Source organism: Methylococcus sp. EFPC2, from assembly GCF_016925495.1.
GTDB lineage: Bacteria > Pseudomonadota > Gammaproteobacteria > Methylococcales > Methylococcaceae > EFPC2.
The window spans coordinates 3595460-3614319 of record NZ_CP070491.1 but is presented as its reverse complement, the minus strand read 5'-3'; the positions used below and the strand labels follow the sequence as shown (position 1 = coordinate 3614319).

At 65.5% G+C, this 18860-nt stretch carries 13 protein-coding genes; 10 read left to right on the top strand and 3 right to left on the bottom strand.

The genetic code is table 11. The features are described 5' to 3' along the window. Nucleotide 1: 1 nt before the first annotated feature. Nucleotides 2–724, top strand: coding sequence for a 6-phosphogluconolactonase (gene pgl, locus JWZ97_RS15410; protein ID WP_205431025.1), 723 nt, complete (start codon nt 2–4; stop codon nt 722–724). Between the two features lie 8 nt (nt 725–732). On the opposite strand, the gene JWZ97_RS15405 is transcribed toward pgl, so the two are convergent. Beyond that, nucleotides 733–2727, bottom strand: a complete 1995-nt coding sequence (locus tag JWZ97_RS15405) for an ATP-binding protein (RefSeq protein WP_205431024.1) — start codon at nt 2725–2727, stop codon at nt 733–735. 520 nt (nt 2728–3247) lie between these two features. Here JWZ97_RS15405 and JWZ97_RS15400 point away from each other — a divergent pair. From JWZ97_RS15400 to gloB, 8 genes are all read left to right on the top strand, one after another. Further along, complete coding sequence (locus tag JWZ97_RS15400) at nt 3248–4987, top strand: hypothetical protein (RefSeq protein WP_205431022.1); 1740 nt, start codon at nt 3248–3250, stop codon at nt 4985–4987. A 16-nt stretch (nt 4988–5003) separates the two neighbouring features. After that, entirely contained in the window at nt 5004–5651 is a 648-nt protein-coding gene (locus JWZ97_RS15395; RefSeq protein ID WP_205431020.1) for a class I SAM-dependent methyltransferase, read from the top strand. Nucleotides 5652–5799: 148 nt separating this feature from the next. Beyond that, entirely contained in the window at nt 5800–6813 is a 1014-nt protein-coding gene (locus JWZ97_RS15390) for an ABC transporter substrate-binding protein (protein ID WP_205431018.1), read from the top strand. Continuing rightward, the gene (locus JWZ97_RS15385) at nt 6810–10310 is read left to right on the top strand and encodes an EAL domain-containing protein (RefSeq protein WP_205431016.1); all 3501 of its coding nucleotides are present in this window, start codon (nt 6810–6812) and stop codon (nt 10308–10310) included. The genes JWZ97_RS15390 and JWZ97_RS15385 overlap by 4 nt, the downstream gene beginning before the upstream one ends. Continuing rightward, nucleotides 10307–12604, top strand: a complete 2298-nt coding sequence (locus JWZ97_RS15380) for a diguanylate cyclase (RefSeq protein ID WP_205431014.1) — start codon at nt 10307–10309, stop codon at nt 12602–12604. The genes JWZ97_RS15385 and JWZ97_RS15380 overlap by 4 nt, the downstream gene beginning before the upstream one ends. An 80-nt stretch (nt 12605–12684) precedes the next feature. Continuing rightward, on the top strand, nt 12685–14289 hold the full coding sequence (locus tag JWZ97_RS15375) for a DNA mismatch repair protein MutS (protein WP_205431004.1): 1605 nt from the start codon (nt 12685–12687) through the stop codon (nt 14287–14289). 77 nt (nt 14290–14366) lie between these two features. Then, on the top strand, nt 14367–15149 hold the full coding sequence (locus JWZ97_RS15370; protein ID WP_205431002.1) for a YdcF family protein: 783 nt from the start codon (nt 14367–14369) through the stop codon (nt 15147–15149). Next, nucleotides 15146–15898: a hydroxyacylglutathione hydrolase gene (gene gloB / locus JWZ97_RS15365; RefSeq protein ID WP_205430999.1), complete on the top strand. Its 753-nt coding sequence runs from the start codon at nt 15146–15148 to the stop codon at nt 15896–15898. The genes JWZ97_RS15370 and gloB overlap by 4 nt, the downstream gene beginning before the upstream one ends. 72 nt (nt 15899–15970) lie before the next feature. Here gloB and cysQ read toward each other — a convergent pair whose 3' ends face one another. Further along, nucleotides 15971–16888 (bottom strand): 3'(2'),5'-bisphosphate nucleotidase CysQ, encoded by a 918-nt coding sequence (gene cysQ, locus JWZ97_RS15360; RefSeq protein WP_240342371.1) that lies wholly within the window; start codon nt 16886–16888, stop codon nt 15971–15973. A gap of 48 nt (nt 16889–16936) precedes the next feature. On the opposite strand from cysQ, the gene yrfG reads away from it, so the two are divergent. Next, complete coding sequence (yrfG, locus tag JWZ97_RS15355; protein WP_205430997.1) at nt 16937–17608, top strand: GMP/IMP nucleotidase; 672 nt, start codon at nt 16937–16939, stop codon at nt 17606–17608. A gap of 81 nt (nt 17609–17689) precedes the next feature. Here the strand turns inward: yrfG and JWZ97_RS15350 are convergent, their stop codons facing one another. Next, the gene (locus JWZ97_RS15350; RefSeq protein WP_205430995.1) at nt 17690–18748 is read right to left on the bottom strand and encodes a DUF3500 domain-containing protein; all 1059 of its coding nucleotides are present in this window, start codon (nt 18746–18748) and stop codon (nt 17690–17692) included. Between the last annotated feature and the right edge of the window lie 112 nt (nt 18749–18860).

The window sequence follows — 18860 nt, the reverse complement described above, 5'->3', positions numbered from 1 at the left end:
GATGACGACGGAAACACTGATTCTGCCCGATGCCGAGGCGGTCGCTGCGGAAGCGGCCGAACGTTTCGCCGCACTGCTCTCGGCTCATCCGGGCGAGCGCTTCAGCCTCGCCCTGTCCGGCGGCTCGACGCCGCAACGCTTGCACCGGCTGCTGACGCAAACACCGTGGATCGAGCGCATAGACTGGTCGCGCGTGCATATTTTCCTGGCCGACGAGCGCCAGGTGCCGCACGATCATCCCGACAGCAACTACCGCATGGCGCGGGAAACGCTGCTGGATCACGTACCCATCCCGCCGGACCAGATCCACCCCGTTCCGACCGCGGGCGCCAAGCCGGCCGAGGACGCGCTAGCCTATGCGGACGAATTGGCGGCTTATTTCGGGTCCGACGCACCGGCTTTCGATTTGATCCTGTTGGGCATGGGGCCGGACGGCCACACCGCCTCGCTCTTTCCCGGCCACACCTGGCCCCAAGGCGGCACGGTGATCGGCGTGGAGAACTCGCCCAAGCCGCCGCCGCGGCGCATCAGCCTGAGCCTGGAATTCATCAACCGGGCTCGCAACGTCCTGTTCCTGGTGACCGGCGCGGACAAGGCGGAAGCGGTTGCACGGGTATTCAGCGAAGGGCACGGTGAGGGCGCATTGCCCGCCGGCCGCATCCAGCCGGCCGGAAAACTGGTCTGGCTGCTGGACCAGGCCGCCGCGGCGCGCCACGCCGCCTGACACGCGACTTACTTCAACCAGGCGGTCATCCGGTGGGACGATGACCAGAAGCGCTGCGGTGTGCCCCAATATGCCGAACAGACCGGCACCAGCACCGACAGAAGCAGGACGCCGGCCAGCGCGTAGCGTTTCAGCCTACGCGACCGGGCGACCCGGTACGAACGCTCCAAGTACTCCGCCTGCTCCTTGCTGAAGCAGGCCGGGGCGCCGCGCGCCCAACGCCTCGCCTGCCTCAGGAACTCGCCGTTGGGCAGGAGCAGGGTGGCGTCGCGCGCATGCTGCTGCCATTGCACCAGCGCCGACGCCACGCCATCGCGCACCCGCATGAAGCCGCGATGATTCTCGACCCATAGCCTCAGCACGGACCAGTGCCCCAGCAGGGCTTCATGAACCAGCGTCAACGCCGGGCCCTGCTCCGAGCTATGCGCGCATAGCAGGCGGGCGCCGACCAAGGCTTCGACCAGGGCGGCCATTTGCCGGCTGCGGGGCAGCTCCCGAAACAAGGCGCGCCGACGCGTGGGCCGTTCGGTCTGCCCTATGCCATAACTCACCAGATAGGAAAACAAGGCATCCCGCCATTCCCCGGCCATGCCGCCCGGCAAGGCGCCCGCCTGCGCGGCGAGTGTCCCGGGAAAGCCACCCAAGTCGCGATAGGCGCGGGCGCGGACCACGCCTTCGTCCCGGCATTCGAGGTAAAGACGCTCCAGTACCTTGCCGAGTACGGGGAACACCAGCGGCTCCCGAATTACGTAATAAGCCAGGAGTTCGTTCAGCGGTTTGCCGGTCTCGGGGTCGTCTTCGAAGACCATGCCGGCGCGCTCCCCCGGCAGGTCTATCATCTGCCGGAGTTCCTGGCGCGTGGGCGGAGGCAGCCAGTAATGCCCGGAGTCACCGAGCCAATGGCGCCAATCGGAATCGCCCGCCAGCACATCGTCGTAATCGCTGCGCACGGTCGCGACGATCCAGACCAGGCCGCTGTTGGCCAAGGCGGACAATGCCCGGGCGAAACGGTGGCGGGTTTCCAGCGGTACCCTATGGGTATCCAGCATCGTATCCAGCGGATCGATGAGCAGTACCAGTTTCGCCTCGCCGGATTCATCCACCGCGGGCCGGGCGATGCGCTCCCACGTAGTCCGCAGGGCCGGGATGAGCACATCGGGGTAGCGGCGCAAGGCTTCCGCCAGCGCGCCGGAGCCGTAATCCCCCGCGAATTCGGGCAGGGCGTCACTCGCGAGCAGACAGGATGCAAGTTCGTCGAACACATCCGCCCCGCCCCGAGCGCCGGGACTCAGCAAGGCATAACGCCAGCCGCTGATCGGCCCGTCGCAGAACAGGGCCGGCAAAAGACCGGCGCGGGCCAGCGAGGACTTGCCGACTCCGCTCGCGCCATGGATCAGCAGGCAAGGCACGCCTTTCTCCGCCTGCGTGCGCAATTCTTCCAGCGCTTCGTGCACGGCGCGGGTACGCCCGTAGTACAAGCTCGCGTCGTCGAGTTCGAAAGGCCGCAATCCCGGATAAGGGGCGAAGGCCGTCCGGCCCGCCCCCGCACACGGCCCCAGCCGGACGGTCAACCACAGCCGGAGGTCGCGAAGCAGGCTGTCTTCCAGGTCGGCCAGAGAATCGAACGCCCGGAGGACCGCGCCCCGCCCTCTCGCGCCGCCGGGATGGCTTTCCGCCCGTTGATCCACGGCACTCCGCGGTGGAGCATGCGGCAGGTTCGGGGCCGACGCGAGACGGTAGACGAACTGGTCGCACCCGGTAAGCGCCTCGCCGACAAACGGATGCCCGGCGCCGAAGAAGACGAATACGCCGACCTCCGCCGCTGCAAGCGCAGCCGCACTGATTTCGTCCGGCGAAAAATAGGTGCGCTCCGCACGAAATTCCGGCCGCAGTTCGACGATGCCGCGAAACTCCCACCTCAATCGGGCGAATAAACGCCTGACGAATGCCCTTTCCTCCGTAACGGAGGTCGCGGTAAACACGAAAACGCGCATCTCCCTCATGATAGCGGTCCGGGGTATGAATATCTCTGAATCACTGGCTACGCACCACATCCTATCGGCACTCCACAGGGCATACATCCGAAAAGGCGCCGGCGCCTATCTGCCAGCCTGCGGCTGCCTTCAAGCTATGCACGGTCCACCGAGGCATCCGCCACCCGTGAGACCTCCGTCGCGCCTCGACGCTGGATGCTTCCCGTCGGCCGCTGAACGCCAGGTTGCGAGCGCCCCATAACCCCCTTGCAAAACCCATGCAACTAACCATTTCGCGTCATTCGAATTCACGGCATTTCGGACACAAGGCGAAAATCCGGCATTGAATCCCGAATCATGCCAGCGATGCGCAGGAAGGGATATAGGGACAGAAACGGGCTTGACGGACCGTGCTTATCTGGGCATGGGGTCGGCGACAAGCGAGCGGAAGCGCGCAGCCACTCGGCACATCCGGCCGACTCCGGGTCTTCGACTTCCCTCCGGCGATACGCTAGAGTTTAGCGCCCCATTTCCCGGACCTAGACGACCCATGAGCTACGCGAACTTCCCGCCCGGCAGCCTGGCTTCACGCCTCGCGCAAGCGCCCGTTCCCCTGCAATTCGGCACCAGCGGGCGGCGCGGCTTGCTGGTGCATCTCAGCCAGCTGGAGATCGTGGTCAATGCCCTCGCGGAGCTCGAATACCTGCAATCCCTGCCGCGCGCAGAAGGCGGCATCGTGCGGGGCGATGCGTTTTATTACGCCTACGACCTCAGGCCCAGTTCCAGCGCCTACCTTGAGGGGGAGCCCAAACGCGGGGAACTGGCGCAGGCCATCGAATACGCCATCGGTGCGGCCGGCATGCAAGCCGTCAATCTCGGACGCATCCCAACCCCGGCCCTAACCTACTATGGCGTATCGCGCGGCAAGGGCAGCATCATGGTGACCGGCAGCCATATTCCTTTCGACCGCAACGGCTACAAGACCAACACCTCGCGGGGCGAACTGCTCAAGCATCACGAGTCGCCCATCAACCGCAAGGTGGAGGAGGTGCGGGCCAGGCTGTACGGCCAAGCCTACGAAGACTCGCCCTTCGACGAGCGGGGCTTGTTCAAGGCCGGCCATGCCGCGCTGGGAGCCGAAAGCGATGAAGCGGCTGCGGCCTATGCCGGGCGTTACGAAGAATTTTTCGGCGCGGAGGCCCTGGCCGGCCTGCGCCTTGTGGTCTACCAGCATTCCGCGGTAGGCCGGGACCTGCTGGTCGACATCCTGCGGCGACTGGGCGCGGAAGCTTTCACCGCCGGCCGCAGCGAAAGCTTCGTACCCATCGACACCGAGAACATCGACGCCGCACAACTCGCCGCCATCCAGGCACTGGCCGACGAGGCCCGCGCCCGGCACGGCCGCATCGACGCGGTGGTTTCCACGGACGGCGACAGCGACCGCCCGCTCATACTGGGCGTCGACGCGGATACCGGCGCCGTGCGCTTCTTCGGCGGCGATCTGGTCGGCATGGTGGCGGCCGAATACCTGGCCCCGGACGCCGTGGTCGTGCCCATCAGTTGCAACGATGCGATCGACCGGGGCGGCCTGAAAGATCTCGTCGAGGCCAAGACACGCATCGGCTCGCCCTACGTCATCGCCGGCATGGAAGCGGCGCGCCTGAAGGGCAAACAATCGGTGTGCGGCTGGGAGGCCAACGGCGGCTTCCTCACCGGAACCGAGCTGAGCAAGAACGGCAAGACCCTGGCGGCCTTGCCCACACGCGACGCCGTCCTGCCCATCATCGCCGTGCTTTCGTCGGCGAAGGCGCAGCGAACGAGCCTGGGCGGATTGTTCGACCGCCTGCCCAGGCGTTACAGCCGTGCGGCCCTCATCAAGCAGTTTCCGCGCAGCCAGGGCCTGGCCATCGTCAGCCGGTTCTCGCCCGGCGATTCCGGGATCGCCGACGCGCGGCACTCGACGCACGGCTGGATGGCGCTTGCGGCCGACGGCAAGGCCTTGGAGCCCACAGCGGCCGAAATCCAGGCGCTGGATGGAGTCCGGCGGGAGCTGGGCGCGTATTTCACGCCGGAGCTGGGATTCGGCGCCATCGACGGACTCAATTTCGTGGACGGCGTGCGCATTTATTTCGACAACGGCGACGTGGCGCACCTCAGGCCTTCGGGCAACGCCGACGAATTACGCATCTACGCGGTGGCCGACACCCAGGCGCGGGCCGACGCCATCGCGGCATCGGCGGTAGCAGAACCGGACGGCATCCTGCGCCGCCTGGCGCAGGCGATAGCATGAGCGGGGGCCGCCGGACATGCCCGCGCCCGACTGCCCGCTGTGTCACCGCTCCGCGGAGTTCTATACGGCGGACCTGCGGCGGAGCTATTTTCGCTGCCCCGACTGCGGACTGGTCTATGCCGACCCGGCAAGCCAGCTGAGCCCCTCGGCGGAAAAAGCCGTCTACGACCTGCACGATAACGATCCTGACGACGCCGGTTATCGTCGCTTCCTCGGCCGCTTGCTGCCACCGCTGCTCGAACGTGTAAAACCCGGCATGGAAGGGCTGGACTATGGCTGCGGACCGGGTCCGGCGCTGGCGCGGATGCTGGAAGAAGCGGGCATGCCCATGGTTCTGTACGACCCGCATTATCGGCCGGACAGCGGCGCCCTCGAACGGACGTATGACTTTGTCACCTGCACCGAAACCGTGGAGCATTTCCGCCGGCCTGCCGAAGATTGGACGCGGCTGGCCGCCTTGCTCAAACCCGGCGCCTGGCTGGCCGTGATGACCCAACCGGTCATCAGCCGCGAGCGCTTCGAGCGCTGGCAATACAAGAACGATCCCACCCACCTTGCCTTTTACAGCGCGCACACGCTCCGCTGGCTGGCGGAACGCTTAGGCCTCGCAAGCGAGCAAGCCGCGCGGGACATCTTCCTGTTCAAAAAGCCGGGGCCGGCCTGACGCGCCAGTAGCCGAACTGCCGTCCGTACTCTATATAAGGGTTGCGCGGCCCTCGCTGTGGCGTTTTTTCGCTCGAACCGACCGGCCATCCGTAATCCACCCCCATGCCCCGACGACCCACTCAAACAGCCTAACGATCGCGAACGCCATGCCCCTCCGAACGCACGGGCCGCTGCCGCCCCTCCCCAACCCGCCGTCACCGGGCCGCCGCCGGGCCCTGGCGGCCCTGTCGGCCTTGACGCTCGGCGGATGGCTGCAGGGCTGCACTAGCCACGATCCGCTGCGCGTGGCCGGACATGTATGGCCGGGTTACGAACTCCTGTTTCTCGCGCGCATGTTGGGCTGGCTGGAAAACCGGCCCGTGCGGCTGGTCGAAACGCTCACCGCCACCGACTCCATGCATGCGCTCCAGGCCGGACTGGTGGACGGAGCGGCGCTCACCCTCGATGAAGTCTTGCGGGTACGGGCCGGAGGGCTGGCGATTTCAGTAGTGGCCGTGTTGGACATATCGGCCGGCGCGGACGTGGTGCTGGCCCGGCCCGGCATCGCCGCCCTGCGCGATCTGAGCGGTCTGCGCATCGGGGTGGAAAGCAGTGCCGCCGGCGCGCTGATGCTCACCGCGGCCCTGGAGGCGGGGGGATTGTCGCCGCGGGACGTGCAGGTGTCGTCTCAGCCGGTAGCCCGACACGAATCCGTCTGGGAGTCGGGCCAGGTGGATGCCTTGGTGAGCTATGCCCCGACCTCCGTCCGGCTGGAGAAAACCGGTGCGGTCCGCCTGTACGACAGCCGCAGCGTGCCCGGCCTGATATTGGACGTGCTGGCGCTCACACCACGAGCCCTCCAGGACAAGGCGGAAGACGTCCGCACCCTGGTCGAGGCACACTTCCGGGCGCTCGACTATTTTCGCCGCAGCCCGCAGGATGCGGTCCGCCGCATGGCGCCGCGGCTGGGCGTTCCGGCACATGACGTCTACTCGGTTTACAAGGGACTCAGCCTGCCCGACCGCTCGGAAAACCTCGAATGGCTCGGCGGCAACTCGCCGTCCCTCATCCAGTCGGCCAGCGCGCTTTCGACACTCATGGTCGGTAGCGGCCTCCTCAGCGCAGAAGACGCCCTGGACAGTCTCGCCGTTCCCGATTTCGTCGCCCCCGAACCCTTATGAGCTTGCGCCCTAGCTGGTCGCGGTGGCCACTGCGCCTGACCCTCCCCCTGCTGATGTCGGCCGCGATGCTGGCCGGCATCGCAAGCTCGCTCTACCTGACTCACCAGCAATATCGCCGGGAACTCGCATCGCAGGTCACGGCACAAGCCAGGGAGGCATCCGCCCGCTTTGCGCGGCAAGCGGAACGGGCACTGCCGCAGCACAATACCGACGATCTGGAGCGGGAAATCATGCTGCATGCCGCGCAGCGGAGCGGCGTGGATTTGGCGGCCTTGGTCTCGCCCGACGGCACGGTATTGTTCGCCCAGCGGGTCGACTGGAAAAACCGCGCCATAGGGGACGTCCGGCCGAGCTGGAACGTAGCGCGCTTCGCCCGAACCGTGCACGGCGCGCTGGTGAACGAGCAGTGGCAGGGCGACGGCACGCGATTGAGCGTGCTCATGCCCTACAACCATCCGCCGGATGCAGGCGAACTCGTCAGCCGTCGGCGCGGCGCCGTGGTGCTGGAATACGACATCCATCGCGAACTTGCCGAAGCCGCCGTCTCCAACCTGGTCCGGCACGCCCCCAGCATCGCCACGGTCGTGCTGCTGACGCTGTTGCAAATCGGCTGGCTCAACCGGCACTTGGCCCGTCCGCTGGCCGAACTGGCGACCACCGCGCGCCGCATCGGCGGCGGCGAATTCGACGTACCCTCGGCTACGGGCGGGGCAGGCGAAGTCGCGCTGCTCGGCCTGGCGCTGCACGACATGGCGCAGCGCCTGGCGGAAATGGACGCCGCGCAAGCGCACCGCGTGGAGCGTTTCCGGCAACAAAACGACATCGTCGCCCGGCTGGTGCGCCACACCACGAATCTCAGCGACTTCGCCGGTTTCAGCCGCATGATGACGGAAGCCGCCAGCGAGTTTTTTGCGGTGGCCAGGGCTAACGTCTGGTTGCTGCGCGAGGGCGACAGCCTGCTGTACTGCATAGACCACTACGACTCGCCCGCCCGCAGCCATACGCAAGGCGCAGTCCTGCAGCAGAAGCAGTTCGCCGACGAGTTCGCCGCGCTGCAGCAGGCCACCTACATCGACGCCGATGACGCGATGAGCGACCCGCGGCTGACCGGCTACCGGGACGGTTATCTCAAGCCCAACCGCATCGTTTCCATGCTCGACGTGGTGCTGCGGGTGGGCGATCGGGTCATCGGCGTGTTCTGCCTGGAACATGTCGACACACCGCATGCCTGGCGCCCGCACGAAATCGCTTTCGCTTGCCAGCTCGGCGCGCTGCTGACCAATGTCGCCGAAGAAGAGGAGCGACGCCTCTCCGAGCGCTTGCTGGCCCATCAGGCCGGGGTGCTGGAAATGGTGGCCTCGGACCGCCCCCTCCCGGACATCCTGGACGCCCTGGCCAGAGGCTTCGAAGCCCAGTCGCCGGGGCTTTTGGTTTCCATACTCCTGCTGTCCTCCGACGGCGTGCGCCTGCACCACGGCGCAGCGCCGAACCTGCCGGCGGACTATACGAGCGCCATCGACGGCATCGTCATCGGCCCCAAGGTAGGCTCTTGCGGAACCGCGGCCTATTTCGTCAAGCCGGTCGCGGTCGAAGACATCGCGACCGATCCTTTGTGGGCCGACTATTGCGAACTCGCACTCCACCATGGCCTGGCCGCCTGTTGGTCGACCCCGATACTGGACGCCGACGCCCGGGTATTGGGTACCTTCGCCATTTACAGCCGCACACCGGCCTTCCGTCAGCCGCCCCAGCAAAAACTGATCGATCACTACACCCACACCGCGGCCATCGCCATCCAAAGGCGCCGGATGGCGGCCGAGCTGAGTGCTCGGGAAGCGCAGATGAACCGGCTTTTCCAAGCGGTCGAACAAAGCCCGGAAAGCATATTGATCACGGGCGCCGGTGAGCGCATCGAATACGTCAACGATGCCTTCGTGAAAAGCAGCGGTTACAGCAGGGACGAAATCATCGGGCGCCCCTTACACTTCCAGGCCGCAGACGGGGTCGCCGATATCCACTACGACGCCATGCGGCAGGCTTTGCGCCTGGGGGAGAACTGGCAAGGCGAACTGAGCAATCATCGCCGGGACGGCAGTGAACGCATCGACCGGGCCATCGCCGCGCCGGTGCGCGACGAAAAGGGCATGATCAGCCATTATCTGCTGGCACTCCAGGACATCACCCGGCTGCGGGAAGCCGAAGCCCGGATCGAACGGCTGGCCTATTTCGATGCCCTGACCGGACTGCCCAACCGTGCCCTCGTGCGCGACCGTTTGGCGAAGCAACTGGCCGCGATTCGACGCGACATCCGTACGCAGGGCCTGATGGTGCTCGATATCGACCGTTTCCAGACCATCAACGACGCCCGCGGGCATGCCCGCGGCGACGAAGTGCTGCGCAAATTCGTCGAACGCCTCGTCGGCCTGCTGGCGCCGGGCGATGTCCTGGCGCGCATAGGCTCGGACGAGTTCGTGCTGCTCCTGCAGTCCGGCGACGGCCAGCAGGCCGCTCACCAGGCGATGACGAGCGCGGAAAAGATCCACGCCGGGCTGCGCCGGCCTTTGCAGATCGGACAGGACGAACTGGTGGTCGGCGCCAGCATCGGCATCACCCTCTTTCCGGAAGATGATGCGGACACACCGGACGATATCCTGTGCCGCGCCGATACCGCCCTGCACCGTGCCAAGGGCGCGGGCGACAGCCAGAGCGCATTTTACGAATCCGACATGCGCACCGCCGCCGAACAGTATTTTCAGGTCGAGCGTGAACTGCGCACCGCCGTCCCCGCCGGGGAATTGCGGCTTTACCTGCAGCCCCAGGTCGATTCCAGCGGAACGCGGGTCGGCGCCGAAGCATTGCTGCGCTGGCAGCATCCTCGGCGCGGACTGCTCGCGCCGGGAACGTTCATCGCGGTGGCGGAGGAAACCGGTCTCATCGTCGAACTGGACCGCTGGGTGCTGACCGAAGTCTGCCGCTTCCTGGCTGGCCGGGACGGCGTGATGTCGGTCAACATCAGTCCGCGCCATTTCCGCAAGGCGGATTTCGCGGCCTGGCTGAAAGCCTGCCTGAGGGAGCACGGCATATCCGGCTCGCGCATCACCCTGGAATTGACCGAAGGCGTGCTGATCGACAATCCGAACGAAATCGTCGCCAAGATGAACGACTTGGCCGAACTGGGCATACGCTTCGCCATCGACGATTTCGGCACCGGCTATTCTTCCCTCGCTTACCTGAAACGTCTGCCCATCCACGAACTCAAGATCGACAAGACGTTCGTGCAGGATGCGCCGGTCGACCCGGACGATGCCGCGCTGGTGGAGGCCATACTCGCGGTTGCCGGGCACTTGCGGCTGAAAGTGGTTGCCGAAGGCGTGGAAACGGCCGAGCAGGCCGCATTCCTCAACAGCCGGGCAGAGGTCGTCCTGCAGGGCTATCTTTACGGCAAGCCCGAGCCGGCGGAGTGCCTAGGCAGGTTAATGGAAGAGGACCAACGATGAGCGGACCATGGAAACGACTGTGCTTATCCCTGCTTCTGCTTCTTCAATGCGACAACGGCCGGGCGGAATCCGTTTTACACCTGGGAATACTGGCTTACCGGGCCGAAGAAGACACCCAGATTCGCTGGCAGCCGCTGGCCGGCTACCTGGAGCATGCCATACCGGGCACGCGCTTTGATCTGGTCGCCCTGAACTTCGCGGGACTGGAAAAGGCGATCCGCGAACGCCGACTGGATTTCGTTCTGACCCAGCCCGCCCACTACGTACAGCTCGCCTACCGCAACGGGCTATCCTCTCCGCTCGCCACCCTGGTCGCCCAGGCCAACGGCGAGGCCCAGGATGCTTACGGCGGCGTGATATTCACCCTGAGCGAACGGCGCGATATCGCGACACTCGCCGACCTCAAAGGCAGGAGGATAGCCTACAGTACCCGCGAGTCGCTCGGCGGCTACCAGGCCCAGACTTATGAACTGGAACTCGCCGGCGTGCGACTGTCCCCGGAGACACGCCTGATCGAAGCCGGCCTGCCCCAGGACAACACCGTGCGCGCGGTGCTGGAAAACCGCGCCGAAGTCGGATTCGTCCGTACCGGCCTGCTGGAAGCCATGGCGAAGGAAGGCAAGCTCGATCCGAGCCGGCTGCGCATCGTCAATCCGCAAGAGCTGGCGGACTTCCCCCACGCCGTATCCACCCGCCTGTATCCGCAATGGGCATTCGCGGCCCTCAACTTCGGCGATTCCGACCTGGCCCGCAAGGTCACGGCGGCCTTGCTGAGCTTGCCCCAGGGAGGCGAGGTCGCGCAGCGCATGGGCATACACGGCTTCACCATCCCGGCGGACTACCGCTCCGTGGAGAACCTGCTGCGTACGCTGCGCCTGCCGCCTTTCGAGCAGACACCGGAATTTACCCCTACCGACGTTTGGCGCCGCTATCGTTGGCCGATCCTGGCCGCGGCCACGATGGCGGCCTTGGTCCTGGCGCTCGCGGTGCGTCTGCTCGCAGCCAAACGCCGGCTCGATGACGAGCACGCGCGGGTGATGTCGCTCATAGAAGGCACGCAGGTCGGCACCTGGGAATGGGACATACCGACCGGCCGGCTGACCGTGGATGCGCGCTGGGCGGAGATCACCGGCCATACCCTGGACGAATTGCACCCCGTAGGCATCGCAACCTGGCGCGAACTCGCCCATCCCGACGACCTGAAACACGCCGAAACGCTGCTGCGCCGCCACTTCGCGGGTGAACTCGACTATTACGACTGCGAATACCGTTTGCGCCACAAACAAGGCCATTGGGTCTGGGTGCAGGATCGCGGCCGGCTCAATAGCCGCAACCGGGACGGTAAGCCCTCGCGCATGTCCGGCACCCGCAGCGATATCACCGAGCGCAAGCGGGTGGAGGAGCGCTTGCGGCTACTGGCGGTGGCGCTGGAATCGGCCGGCGACGGCATCGTCATCACCGACCCCGACGCCCGCATCGAATGGGTCAACAAGGCCTTCACCCGGCTCACCGGCTATAGCATGAGCGAGGCCATCGGGCGGCATCCGGCCGAACTGGTCAAGTCCGGCCAGCAGACCCAGACCTTCTACCAAGCGATGTGGAAATCCATACAGGGCGGTCGGGAATGGCGCGGCGAGGTGATCAACCGCAAGAAGAACGGCGAACTGTATACCGAACAGCTCACCATCACCCCGGTCCTGGACGCGGGCGGTGCGGTCACGCATTTCGTCGGCATCAAGGAAGACATCACCGGGCGCAAGCGCCTAGAAGCCGAGCTGGTCGCCCAGGCCACCACCGACGGACTGACCGGGCTGGCCAATCGCCGGCATTTCCTCACCCGCCTGGAAGCCGAACTGGCCCGCCTGCGCCGTCAACCCGAGCAGGTCGCCTCTCTGCTGATGCTGGATCTCGACCATTTCAAGCAGGTGAACGACACGCACGGCCATGAGGGCGGCGACGCCGTGCTCAAGCACTTCGCGGCCGTCCTGTCCCGCGATCTGCGCGAAAGCGACATCGCCGGCCGTCTGGGTGGGGAAGAGTTCGTCGTGCTCCTGACCGGAACCGGACCGGAAGACGCGATGACGCGCGCCGAACGTTTGCGCGGCCTGGTGCAGGCATCGCCGGTGCGCTTTGCGGACGGCCACATACCCTTCACGGTCAGCATCGGCGTCACCGGCATCGCTCAGTCCGACGCCGGTGTAAGCGCGATCTTGCGCCGGGCCGACCAGGCCCTCTACCGCGCCAAGCTATCCGGTCGCAACCGGGTGGAATTGTTTAAAGCCGCGGCGGAATGAAACCGACGCGGCGAATCGCAGCCCTTTTCATAAGGCGCCGCTACGGGTAAAAAGCACCCACCATCCCGGGAGATCTTTACATGAGCACAGCGTACCCGCCCCTGCTACAGGGCGACTCCACCCGCCCTCCTGGCATCCCGTCGGTTGCACCGGCGGCTTACGGCGAAGGCGTGATCGACGATACGAATTTTCAGACCATCGAGGTGGAGCCGCTGTTTCAGGCGCTGAACCACACGCAAACCCGCATCGGACAGGCCGTTTTGTACCGTTCTCTGGCACGCCCCCTGGACGACGCGGAACAGATACGAGCCAAACAGGACGCGCTGGGGGAGCTGGAAAAACGCCCCGAGCTGGGTCTGGCGCTGAACCAGATGATTAACGAAGCCGCGCGCGGGGAGGCGGATTTCTGGGCGCTGCTGTACGGCGAATTTCTCGGCCTGGCCGGGCGGCCGGCGCACGAACTGGAATTCGGCGGTTACGGCTACGATCAATACCGCAAAGGCACGCGCTTCCTGCTGAATCTCACCGGCCAGGTGGAGGTCTTTCCGGAGGTCGCAAGCGGCTATCTGCGCGAGCTGTTGCAAACCCTGCGGGAATTTTCCAAAAGCCGCGCCCATGAGTTGATGCGGGGGCCGGTGTACCGCAGCGAGAAAGGCTTGCTGACCCGTTCCGAGAAACGCTGGTACATCCCGGCCGTCGCCTTCAAACCCACGCTGTTCAAACCGCTCGCCATCACCCTGCTGATCCTGGTGCTGGTGGCGCTCATGCAATTCGCGCCCATCGTGCTCGATCTGGCGGCGTCCGTCGCGCCGGTATTCTGGCTCTTCCTGCTGCCGCTCGGGATGGTCTACGTGCCCATCGTCGGCGGATTCGACCGCGATGGCTGCATCTATCCGCTGCGCGACATTTTCAAACGCTCGCCCGAAGTGCAGGCCGCCCTGGATGCCTTGGGCCAGCTGGACGAACTGGCGAGCATGCTGAACTTCAAGGAGGCCTACGGCCACCCGGTGTGCCTGCCGAAACTGCTGCCCGGCACGCATCACTCGATCAAGCTCAAAGGCGTGCGCAATCCGGTGCTGGGCAAGGGTGCCCCGGACTACGTCGCCAACGATCTGAGCCTGACGGACGAACGCTTGCTGTTCGTCACCGGCCCCAACAGCGGAGGCAAGACCGCGTTCTGCAAGACCCTGGCGCAGAGCCAGCTGCTGGCCCAGATCGGCGGCTACGTGCCGGCGGCATCGGCCGAACTGACGGTGGCCGACCGCATTTATTATCAGGTGCCCGAGATCAGCCATCTCGGCGACGGCGAAGGCCGCTTCGGCGCCGAGCTCAAGCGCACCAAGGCCATCTTCCTGGCCTCCAGCGCTCGCAGCCTGGTGATCCTGGACGAGTTGTCGGAAGGGACGACGCACGAGGAAAAAATCGCCATTTCCAGCGACATCCTGGACGGCTTCCGCGAAAAAGGCGCCACCACGATATTGATCACCCACAATCACGAACTGGTGGAGCGCTTCCAGAAACGGCAGACAGGCCTGACACGGCAGGTGGAGTTCAAGAACGACCAACCGACCTATCGCCTGGTCGAGGGCGTATCGACGGTCAGCCACGCCGACCGGGTGGCGCGCAAGATAGGCTTCGGCAAGGAAGACATCGCCCGCTTGCTGAAAGGCGAGAAATCGTCCTGATCGGCAGCGGCCGGGCCGGCGCTCGCGTCGGGCCGGCCGCTCGCACCGAGAGATGGCCCACTGAACAACGAATTGAAATGTCCGACGCCTTTTTGATTTCGGCGAGCCTGCAATCGCTGCTGTTTCCGCCCGGCTTGTCATTGCTCTTGTTGCTGCTGGCCTTGCTGGTTCGTGCCCCGGCGAAGCGGTCCTTTTTTCTCGCGCTGGGCCTGGGCACCCTGTATCTGAGCAGCGTCCCGGCCACCGCGACCTGGCTGCGCGGCCATCTGGAACCCTACCCGCCGGTGCCGCTCGAGCACAGCGCGGCCGAGGCCATCGTGGTGCTCGCGGCAGACCGCTATGTCGAAGCGCCCGAATACGGCGGAGACACGCTCTACCGCTTCGGTCTGGAGCGGGCGCGCTACGCTGCCTGGCTGCACAAGAAGACCGGGCTGCCCATCCTGGTCAGCGGCGGTGCGGTGCTCGGCGAACCGGTCCCCGAAGCCGAGCTCATGAAATCCGTGCTGAACGAGTTCGGCGTGGAAGTCCGGTGGCTGGAAAGCAGGAGCACCAACACTTACGAGAACGCCCGTTTTTCCGCCGCGATACTCAAGGGAGCCGGCATAGGCGAGGCCTTGCTGGTCACCCATGCTTGGCACATGCCGCGTGCCCAGGAAGCTTTCGCGCGGGCCGGCCTGAAGACCATCCCCGCACCCACCGGCTTCCACCGCCCTTACGCCCCCGGTAATCCGCTCAACTGGCTGCCGAGCGCCGAATCGCTGCTGAAAACCTGGCTGGCCCTGCACGAACTGGTGGGCCGTAGCTGGTATCGCTGGCAGTATTACCGCGCGTCGACCACCGATCCGGGACATGAACCATGAACGACCGAACCGAGACATCCCCCGCTGAGATCGTGCAGATCCCGGTGCTGCAGGACAACTATGTCTATCTGATCCACGACCCGGCCTCCGGCGCGACGGCCGCGGTCGACCCGGCGGAAGCCGAACCCGTCCTGCTCGCCCTGGAGCGGCGGGGCTGGCGGCTGAGCCACGTGCTGAACACCCATCATCACGGCGATCACGTCGGCGGCAATCTGGAACTGCAGGCGCGCACCGGCTGCACCATAGTCGGCTACGCCGGCGACCGGGCGCGCATACCCGGCATCGGCGTGGCCGTGAAGGAGGGCGACCGGATCCCCATCGGCGAACAGTCGGCCGTGGTGCTGGAGGTCCCGGGCCATACGCGCGGTCATATCGCCTACTGGTTCACCGCGGCGAACGCGCTGTTCTGCGGCGATACCCTGTTCGCCTTGGGCTGCGGGCGATTGTTCGAAGGCACGGCCGAACAGATGTGGACTTCGCTCGGCAAAATCCGCGACCTGCCGCCGGCCACCCTCATCTACTGTGCCCACGAATACACACAGGCCAACGGCCGTTTCGCGCTGACCGTCGAAGCGGACAACGTGGCCCTCATCGAGCGCATGAAACGGGTCGATGAGGCCCGAACGCGGAATGAAGCGACGGTGCCGTCAATGCTGAGCGAGGAACTGGAGACCAATCCCTTCCTGCGCGCGGGCGACAGTGCAAGATTCGCTCAGCTAAGACGGCAGAAGGACCAGTTCAAGGCTTAGCCGGACACCCTGGAGGGGGGTTAACCGACAGCCTGATAGCCATGGCCTGTCGGTCGGCGGATGCGGGAACGCTTATAGGGGGGCGAAGCGCTGAGTTCCGGCCGCATCGAGCGGCGGATGCCGTGCTGGCCGAGGCGTCGCCGCCCCGCGCAGACCCGCGGAATAGTCCCTCCAGTCGCGCGACTTGTCGCCATAGACCAGGAAGTAGGGATTGAGCAAAGACTCCTTGCCGTTGTAGCGCAGAGGCTCGCCGTCCAGATCCACCACCGCCCCGCCCGCCTCCTCCACCACGCACTGCGCGGCCGCCGTGTCCCATTCAGAGGTCGGGCCCAAGCGTGGATACAGGTCGGCCACCCCTTCGGCCACCAGACAAAACTTGAGGGAACTGCCCATGGACCTCAGCTCGTACCCGCCGAGCCGCTCCAGGTAAGCCTCCAGGCCGGGCGTCCAATGGGAGCGGCTGCCGACCACGGTGATGCGGGCCGGCGCCGGGGTGCGCACGGCGATCTCGTGCGGCAAATCATCCCCTCGCTGCACGAAGGCTCCGCAACCTTCGGCGGCAAAATAGGAGGCGCCCAGCACCGGCGCATGGACGACGCCCAGCACCGGTTTACCCTGGTGGACGAGCGCGACGTTGACCGTGAATTCGCCGTTGCGCTTGACAAATTCGCGGGTGCCATCCAAAGGATCGATCAGCCAATAGGTCTCCCATGCCTGTCGCTCTGCGTAAGGCACTGCGGCGGATTCTTCCGACAGCACGGGATAGACCGCAGCGAGCGACTCCAGTCCGCGCAACAGGCGCTGATGGGAAACCAGATCGGCCGCGGTCAAGGGCGAATGGTCGTCCTTTTCTGCGACGCGAAAGTTGGAGTGGTAGATCTTGAGTATTTCGCCGCCCGCCTCGCGGCTCAACTCAACGATGTCTTTCAGAAATCGCGAGGGCTCCCTCATAATCGGCGTGTAATAACTTCCTTCTATCGGACTACTCACGATGGCGGGGTCTCGCTGGATACGAATCTGGGCTCTGGATGGTAGCGCATGATAACTTGGAGCGACATCGACGAGGTATTCCTGGACATGGACGGTACCTTGCTGGACTTGAACTTCGATAACCATTTCTGGCTGGAATTCGTCCCGCAGCGCTATGCCGAACACCATGGCCTGACGCCGGCGGAGGCGAAGTTGGTTTTGCAGCCGCGCTTCAAGGCCATGGAAGGGCGTTTGGAATGGTATTGCCTGGACTACTGGACCGAGCAACTCGAACTGGACATCGCCGGGATGAAACAGGAAATCGCCGGACTCATCGGCGTCTTGCCCCATGCGACCGAGTTTCTGCAGGCGGTGCGCGACAGCGGCCGGCGGCTGGTGCTGGTCACCAATGCCCACCGCAAGAGCCTGGGACTCAAGCTGGAGAAAACCAGCCTGGGCGTGTATTTCGACAACATCGTCAGCTCGCACGATCTCGGCGCGCCCAAGGAGGCGCCCGAATTCTGGCACGCCCTGGCTGAAGTCGAGGCTTACGACGCCGGCCGCACCCTGATGGTCGACGACAGCCTGCCGGTGCTGCGCGCCGCCCGCGCCCATGGATTGCACCATCTGGTGGCCGTGCGCAAACACGACAGCACTCGGCCCAGCCGGCCTATCGACGAATTCACCGCCATCGAGGATTTCCGCGAGCTCATGCCGGTACAGCGCGTGGCCGGCGGCTGAACTCGCCTCCGGGCGTCCCTCCGCGATCAGGGCATTCTGGATGGAACCGAGGTCGCGCCGCCCTTCCCATACGTTGAGCGATCAAGGGTGGCGGTGGCCATCGGGGGTGCCGGTGCTCCGCGTCGCCAGATAATGATCGCGCAGCAGGTCGCGGCCGAAGTCGCCCGTGTAGTCGCGCCAGACGCTGTGGATGTGGTTGCCGTCGTTCTGGGTGGAGTCGTATTCGATCAGGAACAGCGGGCCTTGTACGCGGTAATAGTGGGGATGACCGCGCTCCGTCGAACCGGCCCAGCCGAACCGGATATTCTCGATTCCGCCTTCGCGGACCCTCGTCATGCGGGCCGCCGTGAGTCCGGGCTCGAAGTTATCGGCATAGACCGCTATCAAGCGGATGAGCTGCGCGCGCTGCTTGTCGTCCAGTTGTGCGGCGGCGACGCCGACCGGGTCCAGCGGGGTTACTTGCTCGGCGGCGCCGGTCACGATCTCGCCGTAGGTCTTAGGGCTGAAAACCGCCGTAGCGCGCTGCTCCGGAGTGAGCAATGCCAGCAGCTTGCGGGCTTCGTCTTCCTCGTCGGCGAGCACGCGCAGGCCTTTTTTCGGTCCTTGGCGTACGGTCGCCGGGTTGGCGCCGAAAAAGCTCGGCGTATCCACGGCCAGGCGGTCGCCGGCCAGGGTGAAGTTGAGGGACAGATGATGTCCTTCGAAGCGCCATCCCCACGCCGCTTTCGGGTCCGGTGTGCCGTAGATCGTCAGGTGATAGCGTTCGGGATCGCGGATGGGGCCGGAAGCTTCGAGTTCGCGCAGCACCAGCTCCAGTTCGATGATGTTGACGACCTTGGCATGGCCGGCCGCCGACAAGGCCTGCTTGAGCAAGGCGTGCACGGCGGCCCGGCCGTTCGCATCCAGGTCTTTGAACGACACCCCCTTGCGCTCGCGCGGGATGTAATGCCAGTCGTAGCGGTCGCGATCGTCGAACGGGCGGAGCGCTTTGCTGCGCGCGGGCTCCGGTAGCGTCGCGAGCACGTGCTCGGCGGCCGCTCGCATACGCGCCGCGGCGCCGGCCGAGGCATGGGGCTGGTCCAGCGCCATCACCTCGAATGCCAGGCTCATCAGGACGACTACAAAAAATAACACGCGCATATCACCTCCTTTCGATTCGGGCCGCCTTATCCGCGCGGGCTAGCCAAAATGCCCTACTGCCGGTGCTTGCCGCATACCCCGAAAGGCGGCTTCCTGCGGCCAGCAACGGGCG

Bases quoted from the DNA above. Each gene is read 5' to 3' on its own strand.
- pgl (WP_205431025.1), top strand. From the start codon at position 2: ATGACGACGGAAACACTGATTCTGCCCGATGCCGAGGCGGTCGCTGCG.
- JWZ97_RS15405 (WP_205431024.1), bottom strand. From the start codon at position 2,727: ATGAGGGAGATGCGCGTTTTCGTGTTTACCGCGACCTCCGTTACGGAG.
- JWZ97_RS15400 (WP_205431022.1), top strand. From the start codon at position 3,248: ATGAGCTACGCGAACTTCCCGCCCGGCAGCCTGGCTTCACGCCTCGCG.
- JWZ97_RS15395 (WP_205431020.1), top strand. From the start codon at position 5,004: ATGCCCGCGCCCGACTGCCCGCTGTGTCACCGCTCCGCGGAGTTCTAT.
- JWZ97_RS15390 (WP_205431018.1), top strand. From the start codon at position 5,800: ATGCCCCTCCGAACGCACGGGCCGCTGCCGCCCCTCCCCAACCCGCCG.
- JWZ97_RS15385 (WP_205431016.1), top strand. From the start codon at position 6,810: ATGAGCTTGCGCCCTAGCTGGTCGCGGTGGCCACTGCGCCTGACCCTC.
- JWZ97_RS15380 (WP_205431014.1), top strand. From the start codon at position 10,307: ATGAGCGGACCATGGAAACGACTGTGCTTATCCCTGCTTCTGCTTCTT.
- JWZ97_RS15375 (WP_205431004.1), top strand. From the start codon at position 12,685: ATGAGCACAGCGTACCCGCCCCTGCTACAGGGCGACTCCACCCGCCCT.
- JWZ97_RS15370 (WP_205431002.1), top strand. From the start codon at position 14,367: ATGTCCGACGCCTTTTTGATTTCGGCGAGCCTGCAATCGCTGCTGTTT.
- gloB (WP_205430999.1), top strand. From the start codon at position 15,146: ATGAACGACCGAACCGAGACATCCCCCGCTGAGATCGTGCAGATCCCG.
- yrfG (WP_205430997.1), top strand. From the start codon at position 16,937: ATGATAACTTGGAGCGACATCGACGAGGTATTCCTGGACATGGACGGT.
- JWZ97_RS15350 (WP_205430995.1), bottom strand. From the start codon at position 18,748: ATGCGCGTGTTATTTTTTGTAGTCGTCCTGATGAGCCTGGCATTCGAG.